The 23,374-nt window shown below is 60.9% G+C and carries 21 protein-coding genes and 1 pseudogene; 11 read left to right on the top strand and 11 right to left on the bottom strand.

The window, feature by feature from the left end; translation table 11 throughout:
• Positions 1-4: 4 nt before the first annotated feature.
• The 7 genes and pseudogenes from M5B96_RS29960 to M5B96_RS29930 all read right to left on the bottom strand — a co-directional run bounded on the left by M5B96_RS29960 (position 5) and on the right by M5B96_RS29930 (position 5,434).
• Positions 5-337, bottom strand: coding sequence for a hypothetical protein (locus M5B96_RS29960; protein WP_248800542.1), 333 nt, complete (start codon positions 335-337; stop codon positions 5-7).
• A gap of 174 nt (positions 338-511) precedes the next feature.
• Positions 512-679, bottom strand: a complete 168-nt coding sequence (locus M5B96_RS29955) for a hypothetical protein (RefSeq protein WP_248800541.1) — start codon at positions 677-679, stop codon at positions 512-514.
• Between the two features lie 101 nt (positions 680-780).
• On the bottom strand, positions 781-2,247 hold the full coding sequence (locus tag M5B96_RS29950) for a mannose-1-phosphate guanylyltransferase/mannose-6-phosphate isomerase (RefSeq protein ID WP_248800540.1): 1,467 nt from the start codon (positions 2,245-2,247) through the stop codon (positions 781-783).
• Positions 2,248-2,763, bottom strand: a pseudogene (locus M5B96_RS29945) (sugar transferase); the annotation flags it as partial.
• A gap of 188 nt (positions 2,764-2,951) precedes the next feature.
• Entirely contained in the window at positions 2,952-3,614 is a 663-nt protein-coding gene (locus tag M5B96_RS29940) for a response regulator transcription factor (protein ID WP_248800538.1), read from the bottom strand.
• Positions 3,611-4,501 (bottom strand): sensor histidine kinase, encoded by an 891-nt coding sequence (locus tag M5B96_RS29935; RefSeq protein ID WP_248800582.1) that lies wholly within the window; start codon positions 4,499-4,501, stop codon positions 3,611-3,613. The genes M5B96_RS29940 and M5B96_RS29935 overlap by 4 nt, the downstream gene beginning before the upstream one ends.
• A 468-nt stretch (positions 4,502-4,969) precedes the next feature.
• Positions 4,970-5,434, bottom strand: a complete 465-nt coding sequence (locus M5B96_RS29930) for a hypothetical protein (protein ID WP_248800537.1) — start codon at positions 5,432-5,434, stop codon at positions 4,970-4,972.
• A 562-nt stretch (positions 5,435-5,996) separates the two neighbouring features.
• On the opposite strand from M5B96_RS29930, the gene M5B96_RS29925 reads away from it, so the two are divergent.
• Positions 5,997-6,926, top strand: coding sequence for a chemotaxis protein CheV (locus M5B96_RS29925; RefSeq protein WP_248800536.1), 930 nt, complete (start codon positions 5,997-5,999; stop codon positions 6,924-6,926).
• A 165-nt stretch (positions 6,927-7,091) separates the two neighbouring features.
• Positions 7,092-7,898: an MOSC domain-containing protein gene (locus M5B96_RS29920; RefSeq protein ID WP_248800534.1), complete on the top strand. Its 807-nt coding sequence runs from the start codon at positions 7,092-7,094 to the stop codon at positions 7,896-7,898.
• A gap of 129 nt (positions 7,899-8,027) precedes the next feature.
• Here the strand turns inward: M5B96_RS29920 and M5B96_RS29915 are convergent, their stop codons facing one another.
• Positions 8,028-9,956 (bottom strand): transglycosylase SLT domain-containing protein, encoded by a 1,929-nt coding sequence (locus tag M5B96_RS29915; protein WP_248800533.1) that lies wholly within the window; start codon positions 9,954-9,956, stop codon positions 8,028-8,030.
• Between the two features lie 214 nt (positions 9,957-10,170).
• Here M5B96_RS29915 and M5B96_RS29910 point away from each other — a divergent pair, with 214 nt between their 5' ends.
• The gene (locus M5B96_RS29910) at positions 10,171-12,087 is read left to right on the top strand and encodes an ATP-binding cassette domain-containing protein (protein WP_248800532.1); all 1,917 of its coding nucleotides are present in this window, start codon (positions 10,171-10,173) and stop codon (positions 12,085-12,087) included.
• 177 nt (positions 12,088-12,264) lie between these two features.
• Here the strand turns inward: M5B96_RS29910 and M5B96_RS29905 are convergent, their stop codons facing one another.
• Positions 12,265-12,708, bottom strand: a complete 444-nt coding sequence (locus M5B96_RS29905) for a universal stress protein (protein WP_248800531.1) — start codon at positions 12,706-12,708, stop codon at positions 12,265-12,267.
• A 105-nt stretch (positions 12,709-12,813) separates the two neighbouring features.
• Between M5B96_RS29905 and M5B96_RS29900 the strand changes: the two genes are divergently transcribed.
• The 7 genes from M5B96_RS29900 to M5B96_RS29870 all read left to right on the top strand — a co-directional run bounded on the left by M5B96_RS29900 (position 12,814) and on the right by M5B96_RS29870 (position 21,233).
• Positions 12,814-13,251 carry a hypothetical protein gene (locus tag M5B96_RS29900; RefSeq protein WP_248800530.1) on the top strand — a complete coding sequence of 146 codons (438 nt, stop codon included), beginning with the start codon at positions 12,814-12,816 and terminating at the stop codon, positions 13,249-13,251.
• A 347-nt stretch (positions 13,252-13,598) separates the two neighbouring features.
• Positions 13,599-15,746: a fatty acid oxidation complex subunit alpha FadB gene (gene fadB, locus M5B96_RS29895; RefSeq protein WP_248800528.1), complete on the top strand. Its 2,148-nt coding sequence runs from the start codon at positions 13,599-13,601 to the stop codon at positions 15,744-15,746.
• 29 nt (positions 15,747-15,775) lie between these two features.
• On the top strand, positions 15,776-16,951 hold the full coding sequence (gene fadA / locus M5B96_RS29890) for an acetyl-CoA C-acyltransferase FadA (RefSeq protein ID WP_248800527.1): 1,176 nt from the start codon (positions 15,776-15,778) through the stop codon (positions 16,949-16,951).
• A gap of 85 nt (positions 16,952-17,036) precedes the next feature.
• The gene (locus M5B96_RS29885; protein ID WP_100939173.1) at positions 17,037-17,273 is read left to right on the top strand and encodes a DUF1653 domain-containing protein; all 237 of its coding nucleotides are present in this window, start codon (positions 17,037-17,039) and stop codon (positions 17,271-17,273) included.
• Between the two features lie 114 nt (positions 17,274-17,387).
• The gene (gene topA / locus M5B96_RS29880; RefSeq protein WP_248800526.1) at positions 17,388-20,003 is read left to right on the top strand and encodes a type I DNA topoisomerase; all 2,616 of its coding nucleotides are present in this window, start codon (positions 17,388-17,390) and stop codon (positions 20,001-20,003) included.
• Between the two features lie 295 nt (positions 20,004-20,298).
• Positions 20,299-20,820, top strand: coding sequence for a DUF6586 family protein (locus tag M5B96_RS29875; protein WP_248800525.1), 522 nt, complete (start codon positions 20,299-20,301; stop codon positions 20,818-20,820).
• A 176-nt stretch (positions 20,821-20,996) separates the two neighbouring features.
• Positions 20,997-21,233, top strand: a complete 237-nt coding sequence (locus tag M5B96_RS29870) for a hypothetical protein (protein ID WP_040063188.1) — start codon at positions 20,997-20,999, stop codon at positions 21,231-21,233.
• A gap of 107 nt (positions 21,234-21,340) precedes the next feature.
• Here the strand turns inward: M5B96_RS29870 and sulA are convergent, their stop codons facing one another.
• Together sulA and lexA are read right to left on the bottom strand one after the other, a co-directional pair.
• Positions 21,341-21,814, bottom strand: coding sequence for an SOS-induced cell division inhibitor SulA (sulA, locus tag M5B96_RS29865; RefSeq protein WP_248800524.1), 474 nt, complete (start codon positions 21,812-21,814; stop codon positions 21,341-21,343).
• Positions 21,815-21,824: 10 nt separating this feature from the next.
• A complete protein-coding gene (gene lexA / locus M5B96_RS29860; RefSeq protein ID WP_248800523.1) occupies positions 21,825-22,433 on the bottom strand; it encodes a transcriptional repressor LexA in 609 nt (202 codons plus the stop codon).
• Between the two features lie 239 nt (positions 22,434-22,672).
• Here lexA and M5B96_RS29855 point away from each other — a divergent pair.
• Positions 22,673-23,374: TetR/AcrR family transcriptional regulator (locus M5B96_RS29855; RefSeq protein WP_248800522.1), on the top strand; the 702-nt coding region annotated here is incomplete at its 3' end.

Genomic DNA, 23,374 nt, shown 5'->3' with positions numbered 1-23,374 from the left:
GGGGTCAGGAGGTCAGCAACAGCAGGATCTGATCCATGCGATTGTTGGCAATCCAGGCCAGGGGCGCGCCGATCACCGCGGCGGCACCGGCAATGTAGGTCAGTCGGCTCTTGATGGATTTTACATCGTTGCGCACCTCGTTCAGGTCGCGGTGGATGTATTCGAAGCGGGTTTCCAGCTCTGTGATTCGGGGTTCCATAGCATCGCCTCCAGGGGTTCGGGTCGTCTTGGCCTTGTCATGGCGGGGCGGGAATTGCGGTTTGGCGTCGTGATGGCCCGGCTCGTGGGCCGAAGCGCTCAAGCGCGGTGCCGCGCAGTGCTGTAGCTCGACTTCCATGTGAATATGCTTCCTCGATGGTTCAGGTCCAGAGTGTTATTCGCTCGATAAAAAGAGCTTGAAGAAGTTCGCCTTATTTCGTCTCTGGGTCAATTGAGGCTGTTCTCTGATGGTTATCGGAAAAGTCCTCGGCGTTTGAAGGCTCTCCCGATCAGGCATGCGGGGGCGGCGCGATCAGGCCGGTTCAAAGGTGCCGTCGCTGGAGCTGATGCCATTGCCCACATGGGACTTGGGCACGAACACCACGTGGCCTCGTTGCAGCAATACCGATGCGCGGTTGCTGGCGCCGGCGGCCTTGACGTTCATGGCCGGGATACTGCAGGCACTGATGAATAAAAACACTGAGGATCTGCAGGAGTTTGTTCATTGATCAGTCTTCCCCTTTGTGCATGCTTACCCGTCCTGACAGACCAAGGTCCGTGCAGGTGGGCGCTCCTACTGGTTCAGGTGTTTCGGGGCTTGTCGGTTTCGGCGGGAGTCCGCCCATAAATGTCGTTGAAGCGCACGATGTCGTCTTCGTCGAGGTACTCGCCGCTCTGCACTTCGATCATCACCAGTTCGATCACCCCGGGGTTGGCCAGCCGGTGTTGTTTGCCCGGCTTGATAAAGGTCGACTCATTGGTGTCGAGCATGAATTCGTTGTCCCCATTGGTGACCTGTGCCATGCCGCTGACCACGATCCAGTGTTCGCTGCGATGGTGGTGCATCTGCAGCGACAGCGAGGCGTTGGGTTTGACCACGATGCGCTTGATCTTGAAGCGCTTGCCTTCCTCGATCACGGTGTAGGTGCCCCACGGACGGCTTACGGTACGGTGCAGGCGATAGGCGTCGTGGCCCTGGCGCTTGAGCTCCTGGGCGATCAGCCGGACGTCCTGGCTGCGCTTGCCGTCGGCGATCAGCAGGGCGTCCGGGGTGTCGATGATGACCAGGTCCTTGAGTCCGAGCGCGCCCACCAGGCGCTTGGGCGAATCGATGTAGCAGTTGCTGACGTCGTGCAGCACGGTCTCGCCGTTGCACTGGTTGCCCTGGGCATCGGCCGGTGTCAGTTCACGCACTGCCTGCCACGAGCCGATATCGCTCCAGCCGAGTTGGCAGGGCAGCACCGCGACTTTGTGTGAGCGCTCCATCAGGGCGTAGTCGATGGAAATGTCCGGTGCCCGGGACAGGCTCTTGCCATCCAGCTCCAACTGAAGCTCCTGGCTGCCTTCGCGGCTGTGGCTGTGGGCCAGGCACTCGGTCATGGCGTCGAGTACGTCCGGGGCGTGTTCGCGCAGTTCGCGCAGCGCGGCGTCGGCCCGCAGGCAGAACATGCCGGCATTCCACAGGTGCCGACCGCCGTCGAGGTAGTGCTGCGCGGTCTTCGCATCGGGCTTCTCGACGAAGCGCGCGACCTGGAAAGCCCCGTCGCCCAGGGCCTGGCCTTTCTCGATGTAGCCGAAGCCGGTCTCGGGTTGGCTCGGAACCAGGCCGAAGGTCACCAGCCAGCCTTGCTCGGCCAGTCGTCGAGCGCTGTCGACCGCCTTGGCGAAGGCGTCCAGGTCCTTGATCAGGTGATCGGCCGGCAGCACCAGTAACTGCGCGTCTTCCCCGTAGAGCCTGGCCACATGCAAGGCCGCCGCGGCGATGGCCGGGGCGGTGTTGCGGCCAAAGGGTTCGAGGATGAAGTCCAGCGCCGCGTCGCCCTTGTTCAGCAGGCGGTAGTCATCCAGGGTGCGGAAGAACACCTCGCGGTTGGTCACCGTCAGCACCCGCTGGACATCGGCCAACCCGACGGCCCGGCGGAAGGTCTTCTGCAGCAGGCTTTCGCCGTCGGGCAGGCGCATGAAAGGTTTCGGCATGGCTTCGCGCGACACAGGCCACAGGCGGGTGCCGGCGCCACCGGCGATGATGCAGGGAATGAGTGTGCTCATTCAGAAGGCCTCGCGAGTCATGAGCACTGCCGGAGCAGTGCGGAGCGGGATGTAGAGGTCGAACCAGATCGACCGGTTTTCGATGTATTGCAGATCAAATTCGACACATTTCTCGATTTTTTCCAGGGTATCGGTTTCACCCCTGTAGCGATTGATCTGTGCCAACCCGGTGATTCCCGGTTTGACCCGGTCGCTCTAGGCAGCTTCCTCGAACAGGATGCCCGCGGCCTTGGTGGCCGTGTCGTGAGCGCGCGGGCCGACCATCGACATGCTACCGATGAAGACGTTGAACCGTTGTGGTAGTTCATCGAGGCTGGTCTTGCGGATGAAGCGCCCGGCCCGGGTGGTTTGTGTCTCGGCGGTGGCATCGCTCTGGTGCTGATGCATCGAGCGAAACTTGAAGGCTTCGATCAGGCGATTGTTGTAGTCGTAGTGTTTCTGGCGGAACAGCGCCGGGCCCGGCGAATCGAGCTTGATCGCCAAGGCCGCCAGCAGCATCACCGCTGACAACATCAAGCCAAGTGAATGCTTGTTCTTGTCGGAATCGTAGATAAACTCTTTGAATTAAAGGGATTTTCGCTTCGGCCGCGGTCAACGTCTTTCAGGTCATTCTGGAGGGAGAGGCGTTCATGAGCGAGCGCAAGGCATTTCGAGGCCCGCTCGGCGGCTCTACGAGTGCATCCTGCCCAAGGGTTCGCCGCTGCTCAGTCGTCGAGGCTGATGATGTGCTCACGCACCGCGAACAGTACCAGGCCGGCGACATCGAAGATCTGCAGCCGCTTCATGATCTGCGAGCGGTGGGTTTCCACGGTCTTGATGCTCAGGCCCAGGCCGTTGGCGATTTCCCGGGTCGACTTGCCGCGCACGATCAGTCGCAGGATCTCCAACTGACGTCCGGTCAGGTTATGGGTCTCGGCCCGTTCGGCCGGTAGGTTGCGCTGGACCTGGGTCAGGGCCTGGTTGATCACCGTATGGGCGATGGCCGGGCTCAGGTAGCGTTCGTTGCTGCGCAGGGCATCGAGGGCCTGGGCCAGTTCGGTGGCGGTGGTGTCCTTGAGCAGGTAGCCGTGCGCACCGATTTCCAGGGCTTGCATGATCAACTGCGGGTCGGTGTGCATCGACAGGATCAGCACCTTGCTCTGGGGGCGCACAGCCTTGAGTTTGCGCAGGGCATCCAGGCCACCGGTTTCGCGCATGGACAGGTCGAGCAGGATGATATCCGGGTTCAGCCGTTCCACGGCGTCGAGCAGCTGCGCGCCATCGCTGGCTTCGCCGATCACGGCGTAACCCGGGATATCCAGTACCAGGGCGCGGACACCGGCCCGGATTAGTGAGTGGTCATCCACCAGAAGTAGGGTGCAGGTCATGGAGCCTTATTCTTGCTGGCGCGTTCCAGGGCGCGTGGTGCCCAGGGCAGCAGTGCTTCGATCTGCGTACCTTTGCCGGGTCCGCTGCTGACTGTCAATATTCCGCCTGCCTGTTCGATGCGCTCGGCCATGCCGGCCATGCCACGCTGGCCGGCCGCGCCGGGATTGCGCTCCGGTGAAAAGCCCTGGCCGTCGTCGGCGATGTGCAGGGACAAACCTTCGGGCAAGCGCTTGATACGCACCAGCAGGTTACGTGCCTGGGCGTGGCGCAGCATGTTGGTGACGGCTTCCTGGGTCACGCGGAACGCGGTCAGCGCCATCTCCTCGGGAATCCCGGTCAGCCGTTGCTGACACTCCAGGCTCCAGAGCACGCTGGTGTTTTCCAGGGTCTTGAGCAAATGCGCGCGCAGGCTGGCTTCCAGGCCAAGGCTGGCCAACTGGCGGGGATTGAGAATGGCCGAGACGTCGCGGACTTTGGCCAGGGTTTCGTCCAGGGTGTGGTCGAGGCTCTCGAAGTGGCTTTGCAGGTCGTCGGGCAAGCGCCGTTGCAACCACTGGGCCTGGAGCTTGGCCGCCGTGAGCAACTGGCCGATGTCGTCATGCAGTTCGCGACTGAGGCGGTGTCGTTCGTTCTCCTGCACCTGCAGCAGGCGATCGGCCAGCTCCTGCGGCTGGAACTGGATGGAGGTGCCGGCGTCTCGATGCTGGAGCCAGACGCTGGCCAAGGCGGCCAGGTTGAGGATCAGTAACCCCAAGGGGAAGCGGGCGTAGGTGCTGTAGATGAGCACGCTGGCGATGGCCGAGCTGATGCACAGCACGGCTGTCAGCCGGCGGGCATTTTTGCGAGAAGGTAGCCAAGGCTTGAATGACTTGAGGCTGGCGTACATAGCGTATGGAGCCAATGAATGTTCGCTACGGGTAGACCGTCAGGACAACCGACAGGCCAAGTTTGAAAAACAGGTACGGTTTATTGTATGCATTCGAGATGAAACAGTGTCAGGGTGAGGAACTTTGCGCAATGATGTCATTTTGATATCTGTTGGTAAAATTACTAAGCTGTACAAGCACATATGCGAATCGCAGGCATAGTACCACGCCATCCGGGGGCGGTCGCTGTTGGTTGATATATGTCCAGGTGGTCAACTTTTTTCGTACGTTTGTTCCACAAAGTGCGGTTAAGGCAGCTTACTCTAACTGAAGTCGGAAGGCTGTTCCGGTACTTTAGTCGGGTAGACACTAGTTATTCTTTTTGCATTAAAAAACCAGCACCTGAAACCGGGAAGTTCGAGGTGAGTTGTTATTGTCGTTTTTGGGTATGAAGAGGGCGGATCGAAGGTGTGAGGATGGCGAGCTGTTCAAGCGGAGCGTTCGGGGAAGGTGATCAGGGTGAAGGTTTTCGGCTCGGTGACGGTTGATCCGTATTGGCCGGTCTGGATGGCGAGCGCGGTGATCAGTTCAGACTCCTCTTCGTCGTCCAGGCCCAATTGGCCGGTCCGCGGGTCGATCAGTTCGACCTGCCAGGCCAGCAGCGTCAGGCAATTGCGCAAGGCCAGCAAGGCGTCCTCATGCAGGTTGATAGGGTCCTGGGGCTGGTTCAGGAGGGCATGGATCTGCCGCGAAAAGCGGGCCATCGAGCGAACACCCAGGCCTTGCGCGCAACTGGCCAGGGTGTGCAGCGAGGCGAGGAGGCAATCAATGGCATCCTTGTCGTTGCGGATCAGTTCCAGATGCTGGCAGCACTCCTGCATCTTCGTTTGCAGGGCTTGGGCCTCGACCAGGAACTCCGGCAAGCTGGCTTGCCGCTCTTTACCGTTCAGCATGCTTTATCTCCTTGATTGCATAGGCAGGCGATAGAAGGTCGCACGGGGCGAACGGTTTAAAGTTAATGCCGACAGGCCGTGTGTGTCTGTAGTCTGTTTCTGATTGTTTCGAATTGCTGTTATTGCATTTTGTTCTCAAGTGCAGGTCGCCGGGCGTCAAAAGGCCCCGCAGGCAGGCCCGCGGAAAATCACCGGAAGCGACGGTCCAGAGGGCTTGGGCATGGTCGGTGAAGGTTTTCACCTGGCTGTCTGGCCGTGGTCCTGCGATCGAAAGCAAAAGCCTGACTCCATTCATGCAATGAGAATGGCGTCACATTAATGGCTATTGGATATTGCGAATATCAGGTTGGACCTGATTGTGGCTAGGGGATTCCCCTAGCATGAGGAACTATAGCTCAAATCTGTTGTCGCGCATGGCGACGGCGGGGGTGAACTGAGTAAAGCATGATGCTAATGTGACATCAATGCTTTTGACTGGCATTTGGTCGGAGGGTCAAGCTCCGATGTTCTCCGCCGATAACCTATTCAATGTCACTTTCAGCAGCAAGCCCAGGAGTCACTAATGGCCGGCATTCTCGACACAGTAGATCAACGTACGCAACTGGTGGGTGAGAACCGGCTGGAGATTCTCATGTTTCGCTTGGCGGGGCGCCAGCTGTTCGCGATCAACGTGTTCAAGGTCCAGGAAGTGCTGCAACTGCCCAAGTTGACCTTGATGCCTCAGCGCCATCCGTTCGTCTGTGGCGTGGTCAACCTGCGCGGCCAGACGTTGCCGGTGATCGACCTGTCCCAGGCGATCGGCATGCGTCCGCTGGTACCGGGCCCCGACAGCACCATCATCGTTACCGAATACAACCGTTCGGTGCAGGCGTTCCTGGTCGGTGGCGTGGACCGCATCGTCAACATGAACTGGGAAGCCATCCTGCCGCCGCCGACCAGCGCCGGTCGCCAGCATTACCTGACCGCCATCAGCAAGGTGGACGATCAGTTGGTGGAAATCATCGACGTGGAAAAGGTCCTGGCCGAGATTGTGCCTTACAACGCCAAGGTGTCCCGTGAAAAGCTCGACGATCCGATCATGGAGCAGGCCCGTGGCCGCGAAGTGTTGCTGGTCGATGACTCGAACGTGGCCCTCTCCCAGTTGCGCGATACCCTCGGGCAACTGGGGGTGAAAATGCATATCGCCAGCGACGGTCTGAAGGCCCTGAACATGCTCAAGGGCTGGGCGGATGGCGGTGCGGTCATGACCGACAAGCTGCTGATGGTTTTCACCGATGCGGAAATGCCGGAAATGGACGGTTATCGCCTGACCACCGAAATTCGCAACGACCCGCGCTTGCGCGGCCTGTATGTGGTCCTGCACACCTCATTGTCCGGCAGTTTCAACGATGCCATGGTGAAGAAAGTCGGTTGCGACAACTTCCTCTCCAAATTCCAGCCGGACAAGCTGGTGGATGTGGTGCGCCAGCGCTTGATGCTGGATATCACCTGACTCCCGTAGGCGCTGGCTTGTCCGAGATGAGGCCGGTAAGCCCTGGATTGACCTTGCGGGCTTCATCGCCGGCAAGCCGGCGCCCATAAAACCGCGTTCTGGCACAAAAATGCCGTCGTGCCCACCCTCCTGTAGAATCGCTATTTTGTCTGTCGGGAGCTGGGCATGTTACGTCTGAGCGCGCTGTATCGATATCCGTTGAAATCCGCCCGGGGCGAGGCCTTGGACCGGAGTCCACTGGATGAGCTGGGCCTGTCCGGGGACCGACGCTGGATGCTGGTGGATGAGGCCAGCGGGCGCTTTCTGAGCCAGCGCGCGGTGGGCAAGATGAGTCAGTTGTCGGCATTGTGGAATCTTGCCGGTGGCCTGACCCTGAGTGCTCCGGGCTATTCGGCGCTGGACGTGGCCTTGCCCGGGAAGGACGACACCTTGCGCGGCGTGACTATCTGGAGCGACACCTTGCGCGTGCCGGATGCCGGTGACGAGGCAGCCGCCTGGCTGAGCGAGTTTATCGGCAAGCCGACCCGCCTGGTGCATGTGCCGCTGGAGCGGGCCCGTCTCACCGAGGCCGGCTACGGCAAGGAAGGGGATCGGGTGGCGTTTGCCGATGGTTTCCCCCTGCTGCTGATCGGCCAGGCTTCACTGGATGACTTGTCGCAAAAGGTCGGGCGTAAGCTGGAGATGCTGCGTTTTCGGCCAAACCTGGTGATCGAGGGTAGCAACGCCTTTGCCGAAGACGGCTGGACGCGTATTCGTATCGGTGATGTCGAGTTTCGGCTGGTGAAGCCCTGTTCCCGCTGCATCCTGACCACTCTTGACCCGCAGACCGGTGAGCGCAGCACCGACCGTGAGCCGTTGACGACCCTCAAGACCTATCGTGAGCAGGATGGCGAGGTGATGTTCGGGCAGAACCTGGTCAATGATGGCCTGGGGCTGCTGGAGGTCGGGATGCCGGTAACGGTGCTCGAATAGCCGGGCTCCACAGTCTTGATCTTATCGCGCAGTCACTGTGGGAGCCGGCTTGCCGGCGATGAGGCCCTGGAGTCTTGCATTGATCTCGCGGACGCCATCGCCGGCAAGCCGGCTCCTGCACAAAGCAGATCATTGGTCGTCAAAATACCGCTCATGCCAATCCACCAGCGGCTGCGGCACATTGAGCTTCTGGCCGTAGATCACCGAGTACGATAATACGTTCTGTACATACTGCCGGGTTTCGTCGAACGGGATGCTTTCCACCCAGACGTCGAAGCCCAGGTGGTTGGCGCCCTTGAGCCACTGCCTGACACGGCCGGGGCCGGCGTTGTAGGCGGCCGTCGCGAGCACGCGGTTGCCATTGAACTGTCCATGCACCTGGCTCAGGTAAGCCGCTCCCAACTGGATGTTCTTGTCCGGGTCCAGGACCTGCTGCGGCGAGGCCAGTGGAATGCTGAACTTGCGTGCGGTTTCCTTGGCCGTCCCCGGCATCAGTTGCATCAGGCCGCTGGCGCCCACGCCCGAACGGGCGTCATCCATGAAGGCGCTTTCCTGGCGAGTGATGGCGAACACCCAGCTCGAGTGTAGCCCGCGTACCTTGGCTTCACGCACCAGGGTGTCGCGATGGGCCATGGGGAAGCGGATATCCAGGTCATCCCAGTATTGCGCCTGGCTGATGGTGCGAATGGCCGGGAAGTACCATTGCAGGTCATAGGCCAGGCGGGCCTGGGCGACCATTTCATCACGGCTGAACAGGCGGCTGGCGTGGTACCACTCGCGGCGCCCGTCGACGATCTGGCCACGGTCATGCAGCTCCAGCGCGCGGCGTATGCCCGGGGTGTTACGGACCTTGTTCATTATTTGCGGGCTGAGTACCAGGGGGCGGTTGGCCAGTTGGTAGGGCGACTGGGAACGGTCGGCTGCGAGGAAGCCGTAGAAGTCACGCTCACGGGCGACGTTCTTCAGCAGGACCATGGCTTGCGGATTCTGCGGCTCCGCCAGCTCCAGGCTGCGGGCCTGCCAGTAGCGCCAGCGATTGGTGGTCGCCAGGTCCTGTGGCAAGCGGCGTGTCAACTGGTAGGCATCCTCCCAGCGGGCCAGGCGCAGCAGCAGGCGCAGGCGCCATTCGGTCACGGTGTTGTCCCGCAGCTCCGGATCGTACTGGGTCATGATGTCCAGTGCGCGGCTGTCATAGCGGCGGGCCAGGGTCAGGCCGATTTCGCGGGCGATCGCAACCTTTTCGTCACGGGAGAAGTGCATGCTCGCGGCATAGCTGTCGAGCAGCGGCATGGCCTTGTCCGGGTCCTGGCGGGCCAGGCGGCGCAGGCCGAGGCCGACCGCGTCGGACATGGCCTCGTCCGCCGGGACGAAGCGTGAAGGCTGGCTCAGCAGCTCGGGTTTCTGGGCGACTTCGATCAGCAGTCGGCCTTGTCCGGCGAGGGTGGTCAAGCCGCTCGCCAGGCTGCTGGCCAGGCCGTAGTTGCGTGCTTCGGCCGCGAGTTTCAGGCGCTGCCAGCGTTTCTGCTCGGTCAGTTGGCCGTCGGCGGCCCAACTGCCGAACAAGGCGTCGCAGGCACTCGGCTGGTTCTTGCCGGTCAGCCAGAGTTTTTCCGCCGTGGCATAGCCCTCGGCACGCAAGTTGTGGCTGAGTTGGTACTGGCCGTTGAGGCAGTCGAGCTCGGTGAAGTTCAGCTTGGGGTCATAGTATTTGACGAAGGGCTGCCAGTCGCCGCGCTCGGCCAGCCAGCGCAGCCAGCGCAGCTTCATCCAGTTGGCCTGGGGCAGGTCGCCATGCTCGGCGAGGAATTGCTCGATCTCGGCATTGCTCGCGGTTTTCAGACGCGCGGTCAACTCGTCGTAGGCCAGGTAGGGTTCCAGCGGATAGTCCCGCAGGGCGTCCTGGTAACGGAAATAGGGGCCCGAGTCGCCTTTGGCGAGGGCGCGCTTGGCTTCATCGTAAAATTGGCGTTGCTGGGAGAGCTCTACCGCCTGGGCAGCATGGACAGCGCAGGTAGAAAGAAGCAGGCACGATAAAAAATTGAACAGACGGCTGCGCATGGGAGTTCCGAAAAAATAAAACCTGACAAACCGTGGAAAATTCCGCGGCTGATTACTAATAGCTTAGCTGTTTGCCACCCGCGGGAGAACGTTTTAGCGGTCGCCGTACGTAACTTGATACCAATTGTCATCTTCAACCGAGGTGCTGATAAAAATGCCGGCCGCCTCCTGGCTCAAGTCAGGTAGAATGCGCCCCCGGTTTTTGGAGAAGCTCATGACCCTGCTCAAATTCAGCGATGTGTCCCTTGCCTTCGGCGCCATGCCGTTGTTGGACAAGGTGTCGTGGCAGATCGCCCGTGGTGAGCGGGTGTGCATCATCGGCCGCAACGGCACAGGCAAGTCCAGCATGTTGAAGCTGGTCAAGGGCGTGCAAAAGCCCGATGACGGCTCCGTCTGGCGTGCGCCCGGCCTCAAGATCGGCGAGCTGCCGCAAGAGTTGCCGCTGGCCGACGACCGCACCGTGTTCGATGTGGTTGCCGAGGGTCTGGACGGTGTTGGCGCCTTGCTCGCCGAGTACCACCACCTGAGCCAGAACATCGTCACCGATGCCGACCTGGACAAGCTCATGCATGTCCAGCATGACCTCGAGGCCCGCGATGGCTGGCGTTTGCAGACCCTGGTCGACAGTACCCTGAGCCGCCTGCAACTACCGGCCGACAAGACACTTGCCGAGTTGTCCGGCGGCTGGCGTCGACGTGTCCTGCTGGCCCAGGCACTGGTTTCCGAACCGGACCTGCTGCTGCTCGACGAACCGACCAACCACCTGGACATCGGCGCGATCGCCTGGCTGGAAGAAGCCTTGAAGGATTTCCAGGGCGCGGTGTTGTTCATCACCCACGACCGTTCCTTCCTGCAGAACCTGGCGACGCGCATCCTGGAGTTGGATCGCGGCGGCCTGATCGACTGGAACGGCGACTACGCGAGCTTCCTGGTGCACAAGGAAGCCACGCTGGCCGCCGAGGAAACCGCCAACGCGTTGTTCGACAAGCGCCTGGCCCAGGAAGAAGTCTGGATCCGCCAGGGCATCAAGGCCCGCCGCACCCGTAACGAAGGCCGCGTGCGGGCGTTGAAGGCCCTGCGCGTGGAGCGTAGCGAGCGTCGCGAGCGCACCGGCAAGGCGAATATCCTGCTCGACACCGCCGACAAGTCCGGCAAGCAGGTGATGGTGCTGGAAAACGTCAGTTTCGCGCATCCGGGCGGCCCGTTCCTGATCAAGGACTTCTCCATGGTCCTGCAGCGTGGCGATCGGATCGGCTTGCTGGGCGCCAACGGTACCGGCAAGACCACCTTGCTCAAGCTGATGCTCAATGGCCTGCAACCGACCAGTGGCACGGTGGAAGAGGGCACGCGGATCGACGTGGCCTACTTCGACCAGTTGCGCCATCAGTTGGACCTGGAAAAGACCGTGATCGACAACGTCGCCGAAGGTCGCGACTTTATCGACATCGACGGCCAGAGCCGCCATGTACTGAGCTACCTGGGCGACTTCCTGTTCAGCCCGCAGCGCGCCCGTACGCCGGTCAAGGCCTTGTCCGGTGGTGAGCGCGCGCGCCTGCTGTTGGCCAAGCTGTTCAGCAAACCGTCCAACCTGCTGGTGCTCGACGAACCGACCAACGACCTCGATGTGGAAACCCTCGAGTTGCTTGAAGAAGTGCTGCTGACGTTCAGCGGTACCGTATTGATGGTCAGCCACGACCGGGCCTTCCTCGACAACGTGGTTACCAGCACCCTGGTCTTCGAAGGCGAGGGCAAGGTGCGCGAGTACGTCGGTGGTTACCAGGACTGGTTGCGCCAGGGCGGTTCGCCGCGTTTGCTCGGTGTGACCGAGAACAAGTCGGGCAAGGCCGAGCTCAATTCGGCGGTGGTGACGGCGGCGCCGGCGGCGGCTGCGGCTGTCGAGCAGCCAGCGGCGAAGAAAAAGCTCAGCTACAAATTGCAGCGCGAGCTGGAAGCGTTGCCAGGTGAGATCGACGCCAAGGAACAGCAGATTGCCGCCGTTGAAGCCGAAATGGCCGAGGCCGGGTTCTATCAGCGTCCGGCAGCGGAAACCGCCGCGGTCATCGCCGGGCTGGAAAAACTCCAGGCCGAGCTGGAAGTGATGGTGGAGCGTTGGGCCGAGCTGGACGCCTGAGCGATCGCTGAGTAACGAAAAGCCCGGCCCCGACTTGTGTGGGTGCCGGGCTTTTTATTGGTCGCGACGATATTTTTGCTATGCACAGACCTGTAGGCGCTGGCTTGCCGGCGATGCGATGTTGTATTCGCCGCCGCTATCGCTGGCAAGCCAGCTCCTACAGGTTGCGCGTTGTTATCAGGTCGGGCGTTTGACCAGGTGCACCGCCAGCACGTCGCAGGGCGCGCCATGCAGTACGTCATTGGCGGTGGAGCCCAGCAGCAGCGCCAGGCCATGACGTCCGTGGCTGCCAACCACGATCAGGTCGCAATGCTGTTCCTTGGCCAGGTGATGGATTTCCTGGCGCGGTTGGCCGTATGTCAGGTGGCAGTTGTCTTTCGAGAGTTCCGGGTACTTGACGATCAGGCGATCGAGGCGCTCCTTGGCCTGGTCGAATTGTTGTTGCTGCAATTGCGAAAGGTCCATGGGCACGTCGCCACCGAAGGCCATGGCCATGGGTTCGACGATATGCACCAGGGATAGCTTGGCTTCGCTGCTGACCGACAGTTCGCGTGCGCGCTTGATGACCGGGTCGCATTCTTCTGTCAGGTCGACAGCTACCAGAATGTGTTCGTAGCTCATGAAAGGCACTCCTGAGGATCGCAATAGCGTTAAGTATGGCTGGTTTCAAGCGGATTGGCTCATTGGCGAGCCAGTCGCTCATCAAGAATCGAGAGAGTTAGAGATATGACGGTATGGATAGTGGTGTCAATCCTGGCGCTGGTATTGAGCCCTCTGGCCTGGTTGCGTCCTTCGCGCCGCCAGAGCGCAATGATGGCTGTGCGCATGGAGGCACGGCGCATCGGCCTGGGCATGCAACTGGCCCCCCAGGAGTGGCCGCACTGGCTGCCTCACGAGCCGCCGAGCCCCTGCGCGCAATACCATCGGCCGCGTCTGCACGCCGACAGTCCTTGCTGGTGCTATTGGCAAACCGCCCCTGGCGTATGGGCCAATCAATGGCGTGAGCCGCTGACGGACGACAGGCTGCTGATGCATTTCAGGACGTTGCCGGACAACGCTTACAAGATCGAGGCGGACAAGCAGATGATCGCCGTGTATTGGGGCGAGCGCGGCGATACCCAGGCCTTGCAAGCCATCGCGACGGTGCTCAAGGCTCTGGCCTGACGCAGGATTGGCCACTCGCCGCTACACTATTGATTCGCTGAATGGTTGGCCATAACCCCTGGCGCCCGGGCGCTTTCACGCCCGGAATATGACCGGGAAGTCGCTTTTTCGGCAACGTTTTCGGCAATTGACAATTGCCGCGAATTCCGTGAAGGTGTCCACACCCAAATCAAACGGGCGTATGAATTGAGCGTTTGTCTGATCAGACGGCTCCAAACAGAATCCCGACTATCGCGTTGGCGGGTGTGCCTGGCGGCTTGGCGTAGCATCGACGGTAACGTCAGTGCCGTACCATCCGCTCGCGTCCGACGTGTACTGTTCAGCTTCCATATCGTGGAGATCAGTTGATGATTTACGAAGGTAAAGCCATCACGGTTAAGGCTCTTGAAAGTGGCATCGTCGAACTGAAGTTCGACCTCAAGGGTGAGTCCGTCAACAAGTTCAACCGTCTAACCCTGGGCGAATTGCGCCAGGCCGTGGACACCCTCAAGGCTGATGCGTCCGTCAAGGGCGTTATCGTCAGCAGCGGCAAGGACGTGTTTATCGTCGGCGCCGACATCACCGAATTTGTCGACAACTTCAAGTTGCCGGATGCCGAGTTGGTCGCCGCCAACCTCGAAGCCAACAAGATTTTCAGCGATTTCGAAGACCTGGCCGTGCCGACTGTCGCCGCGATCAATGGCATTGCCCTGGGCGGTGGTCTGGAAATGTGCCTGGCCGCGGACTTCCGGGTCATGTCCAGCAGCGCCAAGATCGGCCTGCCGGAAGTCAAGCTGGGGATCTACCCGGGCTTCGGCGGCACTGTCCGCCTGCCGCGCCTGATCGGTGCGGACAATGCCATCGAGTGGATTGCCGCGGGTAAGGAGAACCGTGCCGAGGACGCCCTGAAGGTCGGTGCCGTCGATGCCGTGGTCGCTCCGGAAAAACTCCGGGAAGCCGCCCTGGAACTGCTCAAGCGCGCCATTTCCGGCGAACTCGACCACAAGGCCAAGCGTCAGCCGAAGCTGGACAAGCTCAAGCTCAACGCCATCGAGCAGATGATGGCCTTCGAAACCGCCAAGGGTTTCGTCGCCGGTCAAGCCGGTCCGAACTACCCGGCGCCGGTCGAAGCCATCAAGACCATCCAGAAAGCTGCCAACTTCGGTCGCGACAAGGCCCTGGAAATCGAAGCCGCCGGCTTCGTGAAACTGGCCAAGACCTCGGCCGCGCAAAGCCTGATCGGTCTGTTCCTGAATGACCAGGAACTGAAGAAAAAGGCCAAGGCCTACGACGAAATCGCCAAGGACGTGAAACAGGCCGCCGTATTGGGCGCCGGTATCATGGGTGGCGGTATCGCTTATCAGTCGGCCTCCAAAGGTACGCCGATCCTGATGAAGGACATCAACGAGCACGGCATCGAGCAGGGTCTGGCGGAAGCCGCGAAGCTGCTGGTCGGTCGCGTTGACAAGGGCCGCATGACCGCGGCGAAGATGGCCGAAGTGCTCAACGGTATTCGTCCGACCCTGTCCTACGGTGACTTCGGTCATGTCGACCTGGTGGTCGAGGCGGTCGTCGAGAACCCCAAGGTCAAGCAAGCGGTACTGGCGGAAGTGGAAGCCCAGGTCAAGGAAGATGCCATCCTGGCCTCCAACACCTCGACCATTTCCATCAGCCTGCTGGCCAAGGCCCTCAAGCGTCCGGAAAACTTCGTCGGCATGCACTTCTTCAACCCGGTGCACATGATGCCGCTGGTGGAAGTGATCCGTGGCGAGAAGTCCAGCGAGCAAGCGGTCGCCACTACCGTGGCCTACGCCAAGAAAATGGGCAAGAACCCGATCGTGGTCAACGACTGCCCGGGCTTCCTGGTCAACCGTATCCTGTTCCCGTACTTCGGCGGTTTCGCCAAGCTGGTCAGCGCCGGTGTGGACTTCGTCCGTATCGACAAGATCATGGAGAAGTTCGGCTGGCCGATGGGCCCGGCCTACCTGATGGACGTGGTCGGTATCGACACCGGCCACCATGGTCGTGACGTGATGGCCGAAGGTTTTCCGGACCGTATGAAGGACGACCGTCGTTCGGCGGTGGATGCTCTCTACGAAGCCAAGCGCCTGGGCCAGAAGAACGGCAAGGGCTTCTATGCCTACGAGACCGACAAGCGCGGCAAGCAGAAGAAAGTTGCCGATTCGTCGGTGCTGGAAGTGCTCAAGCCGATCATCTACGAACAGCGTGAAGTGAGCGACGAGGACATCATCAACTGGATGATGGTCCCGCTGTGCCTGGAAACCGTGCGTTGCCTGGAAGACGGTATTGTCGAAACCGCCGCCGAAGCCGACATGGGTCTGGTCTACGGCATTGGTTTCCCTCCTTTCCGTGGCGGTGCGTTGCGCTACATCGACTCCATCGGTGTGGCCGAATTCGTTGCCCTGGCCGATCAGTACGCCGACCTGGGCGCGCTGTACCACCCGACCGCGAAGCTGCGTGAAATGGCCAAGACCGGCCAGCGGTTCTTCGGTTAAGCGCCCACACTAGAGCGAGAGTGAACGATATGAGCTTGAATCCTAGAGACGTCGTGATTGTCGACTTCGGTCGTACTCCGATGGGCCGCTCCAAGGGCGGCATGCACCGAAACACCCGTGCCGAGGATATGTCGGCGCACCTGATCAGCAAGCTGCTGGAACGCAACGTCAAGGTCGACCCGAACGAAGTCGAGGACGTGATCTGGGGCTGTGTGAACCAGACCCTGGAGCAGGGCTGGAACATCGCCCGCATGGCCTCGCTGATGACCCAGATCCCGCATACTGCCGCCGGCCAGACCGTCAGCCGCCTGTGTGGTTCGTCAATGAGCGCGTTGCACACCGCCGCCCAGGCGATCATGACCGGCAACGGTGACGTCTTCGTCGTCGGCGGCGTCGAGCATATGGGCCACGTCGGCATGATGCACGGTGTCGATCCGAACCCGCACATGTCGCTGTACGCGGCGAAAGCCTCGGGCATGATGGGGCTTACCGCGGAAATGCTCGGCAAGATGCACGGCATCACCCGTGAGCAGCAGGACGCCTTCGGCGTGCGTTCCCACCAGTTGGCCCACAAGGCCACCGTGGAAGGCAAGTTCAAGGACGAGATCATCCCGATGCAGGGTTATGACGAGAACGGCTTCCTCAAGGTGTTCGACTACGACGAAACCATTCGTCCGGAAACCACCCTGGAGAGCCTGGCGGCCTTGAAGCCGGCGTTCAACCCCAAGGGCGGCACCGTGACGGCGGGGACTTCCTCGCAGATCACCGATGGCGCCTCGTGCATGATCGTGATGTCGGCCCAGCGTGCCCAGGACCTGGGGATCCAGCCATTGGCGGTGATCCGTTCCATGGCCGTGGCGGGTGTCGACCCGGCGATCATGGGCTACGGTCCGGTACCGGCGACCCAGAAAGCCCTCAAGCGCGCGGGCCTGGGCATCACCGACATCGACTTCTTCGAGCTCAACGAAGCCTTTGCCGCACAGGCCCTGCCGGTGCTCAAGGATCTGAAAGTGCTCGACAAGATGAACGAGAAGGTTAACCTGCACGGCGGCGCGATTGCCCTGGGCCACCCATTCGGTTGCTCCGGTGCACGGATCTCCGGTACTTTGCTCAACGTGATGAAGCAGAATGGCGGTACCCTTGGGGTGTCCACCATGTGCATTGGCCTCGGCCAGGGCATCACCACCGTCTTCGAACGCGTCTAAGCGTCTCGTCGAAGAAAGCCGGGGCCTGGTGCCCCGGCTTTTGTTTTTCCGATTTTTTTTATTTTTATTTGTAAGGAGCCGATACATGAAATTGGAACCCGGGCTCTATCAGCATTACAAGGGGCCGCAGTACCGTGTTTTCAACGTTGCGCGGCATTCCGAGACCGACGAGGAATTGGTGTTCTACCAAGCCCTGTATGGCGATTACGGCTTTTGGGTGCGTCCCTTGAGCATGTTCCTGGAGTCGGTCGAGGTTGACGGCGAACAGGTCCCACGCTTTGCTTTGGTGCAAGCCGAACCGAGCCTTTTTTCAAGGCCTTGAGGGGCGGTCGCGCAGAACCCTGCGCTTGACCTCACCTTGTAGCCACTATATATAGCGGTGCCGCGTCAGGCGCAGGCCGCCTCTCACTTCTAGCATTCAGGAATTTTCTGATCCATGGGCAAATCGCTGGTCATTGTGGAATCCCCGGCTAAGGCCAAGACCATCAACAAGTACTTGGGTACCCAGTACGTGGTGAAGTCGAGTATCGGCCATATCCGAGACCTGCCCACCAGCGGTTCGGCGAGTGCCACCAAAGAGCCTGCTGCCAAGCGCGGCAAGGCGGCGGTTGGCGAAGCCCCCGTGCTGACGGCGAAGGAGAAGGCGCGCAAGCAGCTGGTCTCGCGCATGGGTGTCGATCCGGACCATGGCTGGAAGGCCCGCTACGAGATCCTTCCCGGCAAGGAGAAGGTGATCGAGGAGTTGCGCCGCCTGGCCAAGGATGCCGACACCATCTATCTCGCGACGGACTTGGACCGCGAAGGGGAAGCCATTGCCTGGCACCTGCGCGAAGCCATCGGTGGCGATGACAGCCGCTACAAGCGCGTGGTGTTCAACGAAATCACCAAGAAAGCCATCCAGGAAGCCTTCTCCGCGCCTGGCGAGCTGGACATCGACCGCGTCAATGCCCAGCAGGCCCGACGTTTCCTCGATCGTGTCGTGGGTTACATGGTCTCGCCGTTGCTGTGGTCGAAGATCGCCCGTGGCCTGTCCGCCGGTCGCGTGCAGTCGGTAGCGGTGAAGCTGGTGGTCGAGCGTGAGCGCGAGATCCGTGCCTTCAATCCTGAAGAGTACTGGGAAGTCCACGCCGACCTCGGCACCGCCAAGGGCGCCAAGGTGCGCTTCGAAGTGGCGCGGGAGAAGGGCGAGGCGTTCAAGCCGCTCAATGAAGCCCAGGCCATGGCGGCCCTGGAGAAGCTCAAGGCATCGGCCTACACCATTGCCAAGCGCGAGGACAAACCGACCAGCAGCAAACCGTCGGCTCCTTTCATTACCTCTACCCTGCAACAGGCCGCGAGCAACCGCCTGGGCTTCGGGGTGAAGAAAACCATGATGATGGCCCAGCGCTTGTACGAAGCGGGCTACATCACCTATATGCGTACCGACTCCACCAACCTCTCGGCCGATGCCGTGGCGATGGCGCGGACCTATATCGAAGGCGAGTTCGGCGCGAAATACCTGCCGGAAAACGCTAACGTCTACAGCAGCAAGGCTGGCGCCCAGGAAGCTCACGAAGCCATCCGTCCGTCGGATGTGAATACCGACCCGAGCAAGCTGTCGGGCATGGAGCGGGATGCCGAGCGCCTCTATGAGCTGATCTGGCGCCAGTTCGTGGCCTGCCAGATGCTGCCGGCGCAATACCTGTCGACCACCGTCAGTGTCGCCGCCGGTGACTTCGAGCTGCGTGCCAAGGGCCGTATCCTCAAATTCGACGGTTACACCCGGGTCCTGCCGCAAATGAGCAAGCCGGGCGATGACGACGTGCTGCCGGACATGGTCCAGGGCGAGGTCATGAAGCTGATCAAGCTCGACCCGACCCAGCACTTCACCAAGCCGCCGGCACGTTACTCCGAAGCCAGCCTGGTCAAGGAAATGGAAAAGCGCGGCATCGGTCGTCCTTCGACCTATGCGGCGATCATTTCCACCATCCAGGACCGTGGCTATGTGGCGCTGCACAACCGCCGCTTCTACTCCGAGAAAATGGGCGACATCGTCACCGAGCGCCTCTCGGAAAGCTTCTCCGACCTGATGGACTACGGCTTTACCGCCAGCATGGAAGAGCACCTCGACGACGTCGCCCAGGGTGAGCGCGACTGGAAGAACGTGCTCGACGAGTTCTACGGCGACTTCAAGAAAAAGCTTGAAGTGGCGGAAAGCCCTGAGAGTGGCATGCGCGCCAACCAGCCGGTGATGACTGACATCCCGTGCCTGACCTGTGGCCGGCCGATGCAGATCCGTACCGCTTCCACCGGTGTGTTCCTTGGTTGCTCGGGCTACAGCCTGCCGCCCAAGGAACGCTGCAAGGCCACCGTCAACCTGGTGCCGGGCGATGAAATCGCCGCCGACGACGAGGGCGAGTCGGAATCCCTGGTACTGCGCGGCAAGCATCGCTGCCCGATCTGCAGCACGGCGATGGACGCCTACCTGCTGGACGAGAAGCGCAAGCTGCACATCTGCGGTAACAACCCTGATTGCGACGGCTACGAGATCGAAGAAGGCAGCTATCGCATCAAGGGCTATGAAGGCCCAAGCCTGGAGTGCGACAAGTGCGGCAGCGAGATGCAGCTCAAGACCGGCCGTTTCGGCAAGTTCTTCGGTTGCACCAATCCGACCTGCAAGAACACCCGCAAGCTGCTCAAGAGCGGTGACGCGGCGCCGCCGAAGATGGACCCGGTGAAGATGCCGGAGCTCAAGTGCGAGAAGGTCAACGACACCTATATCCTGCGTGATGGCGCTTCCGGTCTGTTCCTGGCCGCCAGCCAGTTCCCGAAAAACCGCGAGACCCGTGCGCCACTGGTGATCGAGATCCTTCCGCACAAGGACGAGATCGATCCCAAGTACCACTTCCTGTGTGACGCCCCGCAGAAGGACCCGGACGGTCGTCCGGCGGTCATTCGCTACAGTCGCAAGACCAAGGAGCAGTACGTGCAGACCGAAGTGGACGGCAAGCCGACCGGCTGGAAGGCGTTCTACGACGGCGGCAAATGGAAGGTGGAAGACAAGCGCTCGTAAGCTGAGCAGCTGATCCTCTGATCGGATTTGATGTGGGAGCGGAGCTTGTATTGGGAGTCGAGCTTGTCTGGGAGCGGAGCTTGCCCGCGAAAGCGCCCTTGAGAGCGATAGAAGCTTCGCGGGCAAGCTCCGCTCCCACAGTTTCCTCTCCTGTGCCTTCAGGCCGTGTGAAAACCCTAACTCAGTGATATCAGGGTTTTCACGCGGCCTTTGTTTTTTTGCGCTTGCGGCGAACTTGGTTGATCCCTGAAACTGACTGACCTGCCCGTGGCCTTTTTTCCTGGAGCGCGCCGTCATGGCCAACGAACTCTATACCCGCACCAACCAGAAGATCTTTTACGCCGGCCTCGCCCTGGAAGCCCTGGGCAAGGCCGAGCGGAGCGGAGCAATGAATGCCCTGGCGTTGATCCAGGCCGAGCGCGAAGCAGCACTGTTTCATCTGTACGGTGCACTGCTCGGGCTGTGCCATGAGATTGCCGGGTTCTACCGCTTGCCCCAGGCCGCCGCGCCGCGGGCCGAGTTGTTGCTGACCCGCGAGGTGCTGGAGGCGATCGCCATTCCGGAAATGGCTGAACTGGTGGAATTGGCCCATAGCCCGCAAACCTGGCTGGCCCGCTTGATCAGTGCGCATGCCGCGCTGTATCTGCCGCCCCAGGCCCCCAGGAAGGTCAAGGGCGACGTGTTGCAGCCGTTGATCGTGGCCGTCAGCCTGGATGAGGACGAGGTGCCCGAACTGGGGCGTGAGGAGCTGGAAAGCTGGCGGCAGAACCTGAAGGCGCTGGCGATCCGTTTTCGCGATGGGCTCAACGAGTGCTGAGTGATTGAACGGGATTATGGATGAACAGGGGGTGATTACTTTGTCGTTTTTTTCTTCGAAAAAAGTAGTCTCCATCTGTCAGATGTTCATCAAGCGGTAAAGAAAGCGCTGCAGTTCTCCTGCGAGGTGCCGTTGATGACTGATATAATGATGGCCTTTCGTGGAGAACAGACATTATGCCTACGTCCTTTCTAGAAATTGTCGAGCTGCCGGACGGCCGTATCGAGCTGCGCCGAGCCGAGGACGAAGGTTCTCTGGTGACCCTTAACTTTTCCGAAGATGCCAAGGCATTCCTGCAGGGCCAGCACGTCGAGGTGGCCAAGGCCATGTTGAGCGTGGGTGTGCAGATGGCCGGGCGTCTGGTTGAGGGTGAAATCGAGAAAGACGACGGCGGGCCACGGGTTCTTCACTGAACCGAGGCTCGTTCGGCGCTGGATAACGTTTCAGATCGGCTTCCCTGCCCTGGAGAAGCCCTGAGGCGATTGATATGCACTACCGGCCCTGACGGCCGTTCAATTCGTCAGCCCAAGCGAACATTCAGACTTTGCGCATCGCCTTGACGAGCCGCGCCGATCAGCTGTTGGCGAGCGTTCGCGTTCAGCGGGTTCAGCCAGCTGACCACGGTGTGGCTGCGGCCCAGGCGCAAGGCTTCGCAGGTCAATTGCAGGGCGCTTTGGGCGCTGCTCGGCTGCAACAGCAGAATCCGCTCCCGGTTGAGTCCGGCATCCCGCAACCAGGTCTGTGTCAGGCTGGACGGTGGGGCGATCAGGGTCAGCCAGCGGGCTTCCTGGTCCTCGCTCAGCTCCCGCAGGATCGGCGCCAGCAGGCTCAGGCAACTCCCGGCAGCGCCCCGCAACGACAGCTCACTGAAGACTTCTGGCTCGCTGCTCCAGGGGGCTTCGACCACCTCCTTGAGCAGGGGCGCGAGGGGTTGCGCCATGAACGCTTCGAACAGGGAAAGCTGTGCGTGTTGTGGGGTTTGCTGGAATTGCATGACGCCTCCTTCAGCGGCGAATAACGCCGACACTCAAACCTTCGATGACGAAGTCCTGATCTTTCAGGTTGACTTCTATGGGAGCGAACTCGGGGTTTTCCGCCAGCAGCCAGACCTTGCTGCCTTCGCGCTTGAAGCGCTTGACGGTGACATCGTCGCCGATCCGCGCCACCACGATCTGGCCGTTGCGGGCTTCGCGGCAGGTGTGCACGGCCAGCAGGTCGCCGTCGAAAATGCCGACGTCCTTCATGCTCATGCCGTGGACGCGCAACAGGTAGTCGGCCCGGGGATGGAAGAAGGTCGGGTTGATGTTGCAAGATTCTTCGACGTGCTGCTGGGCTAGAATCGGCGCACCGGCGGCCACGCGGCCAATGATCGGCAGGGTGGATTCATCGGTCTTGGCTTCGAAGCCGGGGATGCGAATCCCGCGGGACGCGCCCGGGGTCATCTCGATCGCACCCTTGCGGGCCAGGGCCTTGAGGTGCTCTTCAGCCGCGTTCGGTGACTTGAAACCCAGCTCCAGGGCAATTTCCGCCCGGGTCGGCGGATAGCCATTGTCATCCAGGCAACGTTTGATAAAGGCCAGAATCTCGGCTTGGCGTGGCGTCAGTTTTATCATTTTGAGCGCTCTGTCTTTTTATACAGTGACTGGGATTATATACAGTGCAAGGCGCTTGGCAATCCTCCTTTTTCTCGCGTCCGCTGGACGGTCGCCGGGTCGTGGTATCCGAGGATGGCTACAGGCCAGGATTTGTATGATTTAATGCCTGACCTGCGGGCCACGAACGGACCGCCAGACTTGACATTCGCGGGGCTGAAACGTATGTTTCAAACAAGTGTTTGTCAGGCGGAGTAACCATGGCCCAGTCGGAAACCGTTGAACGCATTCTCGATGCTGCCGAGCAATTGTTCGCGGAAAAAGGTTTCGCCGAGACCTCATTGCGGTTGATCACCAGCAAGGCGGGGGTCAATCTCGCGGCGGTGAACTACCACTTCGGCTCGAAGAAAGCCCTGATCCAGGCGGTGTTCTCGCGTTTCCTCGGACCGTTCTGCATCAGCCTCGACCGTGAGCTGGAGCGACGCCAGGCCAAGCCCGAGGTCAAGCCGGGACTGGAAGAGCTGCTGGAAATCCTCGTCGAGCAGGCGCTGGTGGTACAACCGCGCAGCGGCAACGACCTGTCGATCTTCATGCGCTTGCTCGGCCTGGCCTTCAGCCAGAGCCAGGGGCACCTGCGCCGCTACCTGGAAGACATGTACGGCAAGGTGTTCCGTCGCTATATGCTGCTGGTCAACGATGCCGCGCCACGGATTCCACCGATCGAGCTGTTCTGGCGCGTGCACTTCATGCTCGGCGCGGCGGCGTTCAGCATGTCGGGGATCAAGGCATTGCGGGCGATTGCCGAGACTGACTTCGGGGTCAACACTTCCATCGAGCAGGTCATGCGCCTGATGGTGCCGTTCCTCGCGGCTGGCATGCGCGCCGACAGCGGTGTCACCGACGCCTCGATGGCGGCGGCGCAGTTGCGCCCGCGCAGCAAGTCGACGTCGGCGGTGGCCAAG

This window comes from Pseudomonas sp. MWU13-2105, assembly GCF_023242315.1.
In the GTDB taxonomy this organism is placed as follows: domain Bacteria; phylum Pseudomonadota; class Gammaproteobacteria; order Pseudomonadales; family Pseudomonadaceae; genus Aquipseudomonas.
This window is presented reverse-complemented; position numbering and strand designations above follow the sequence as displayed.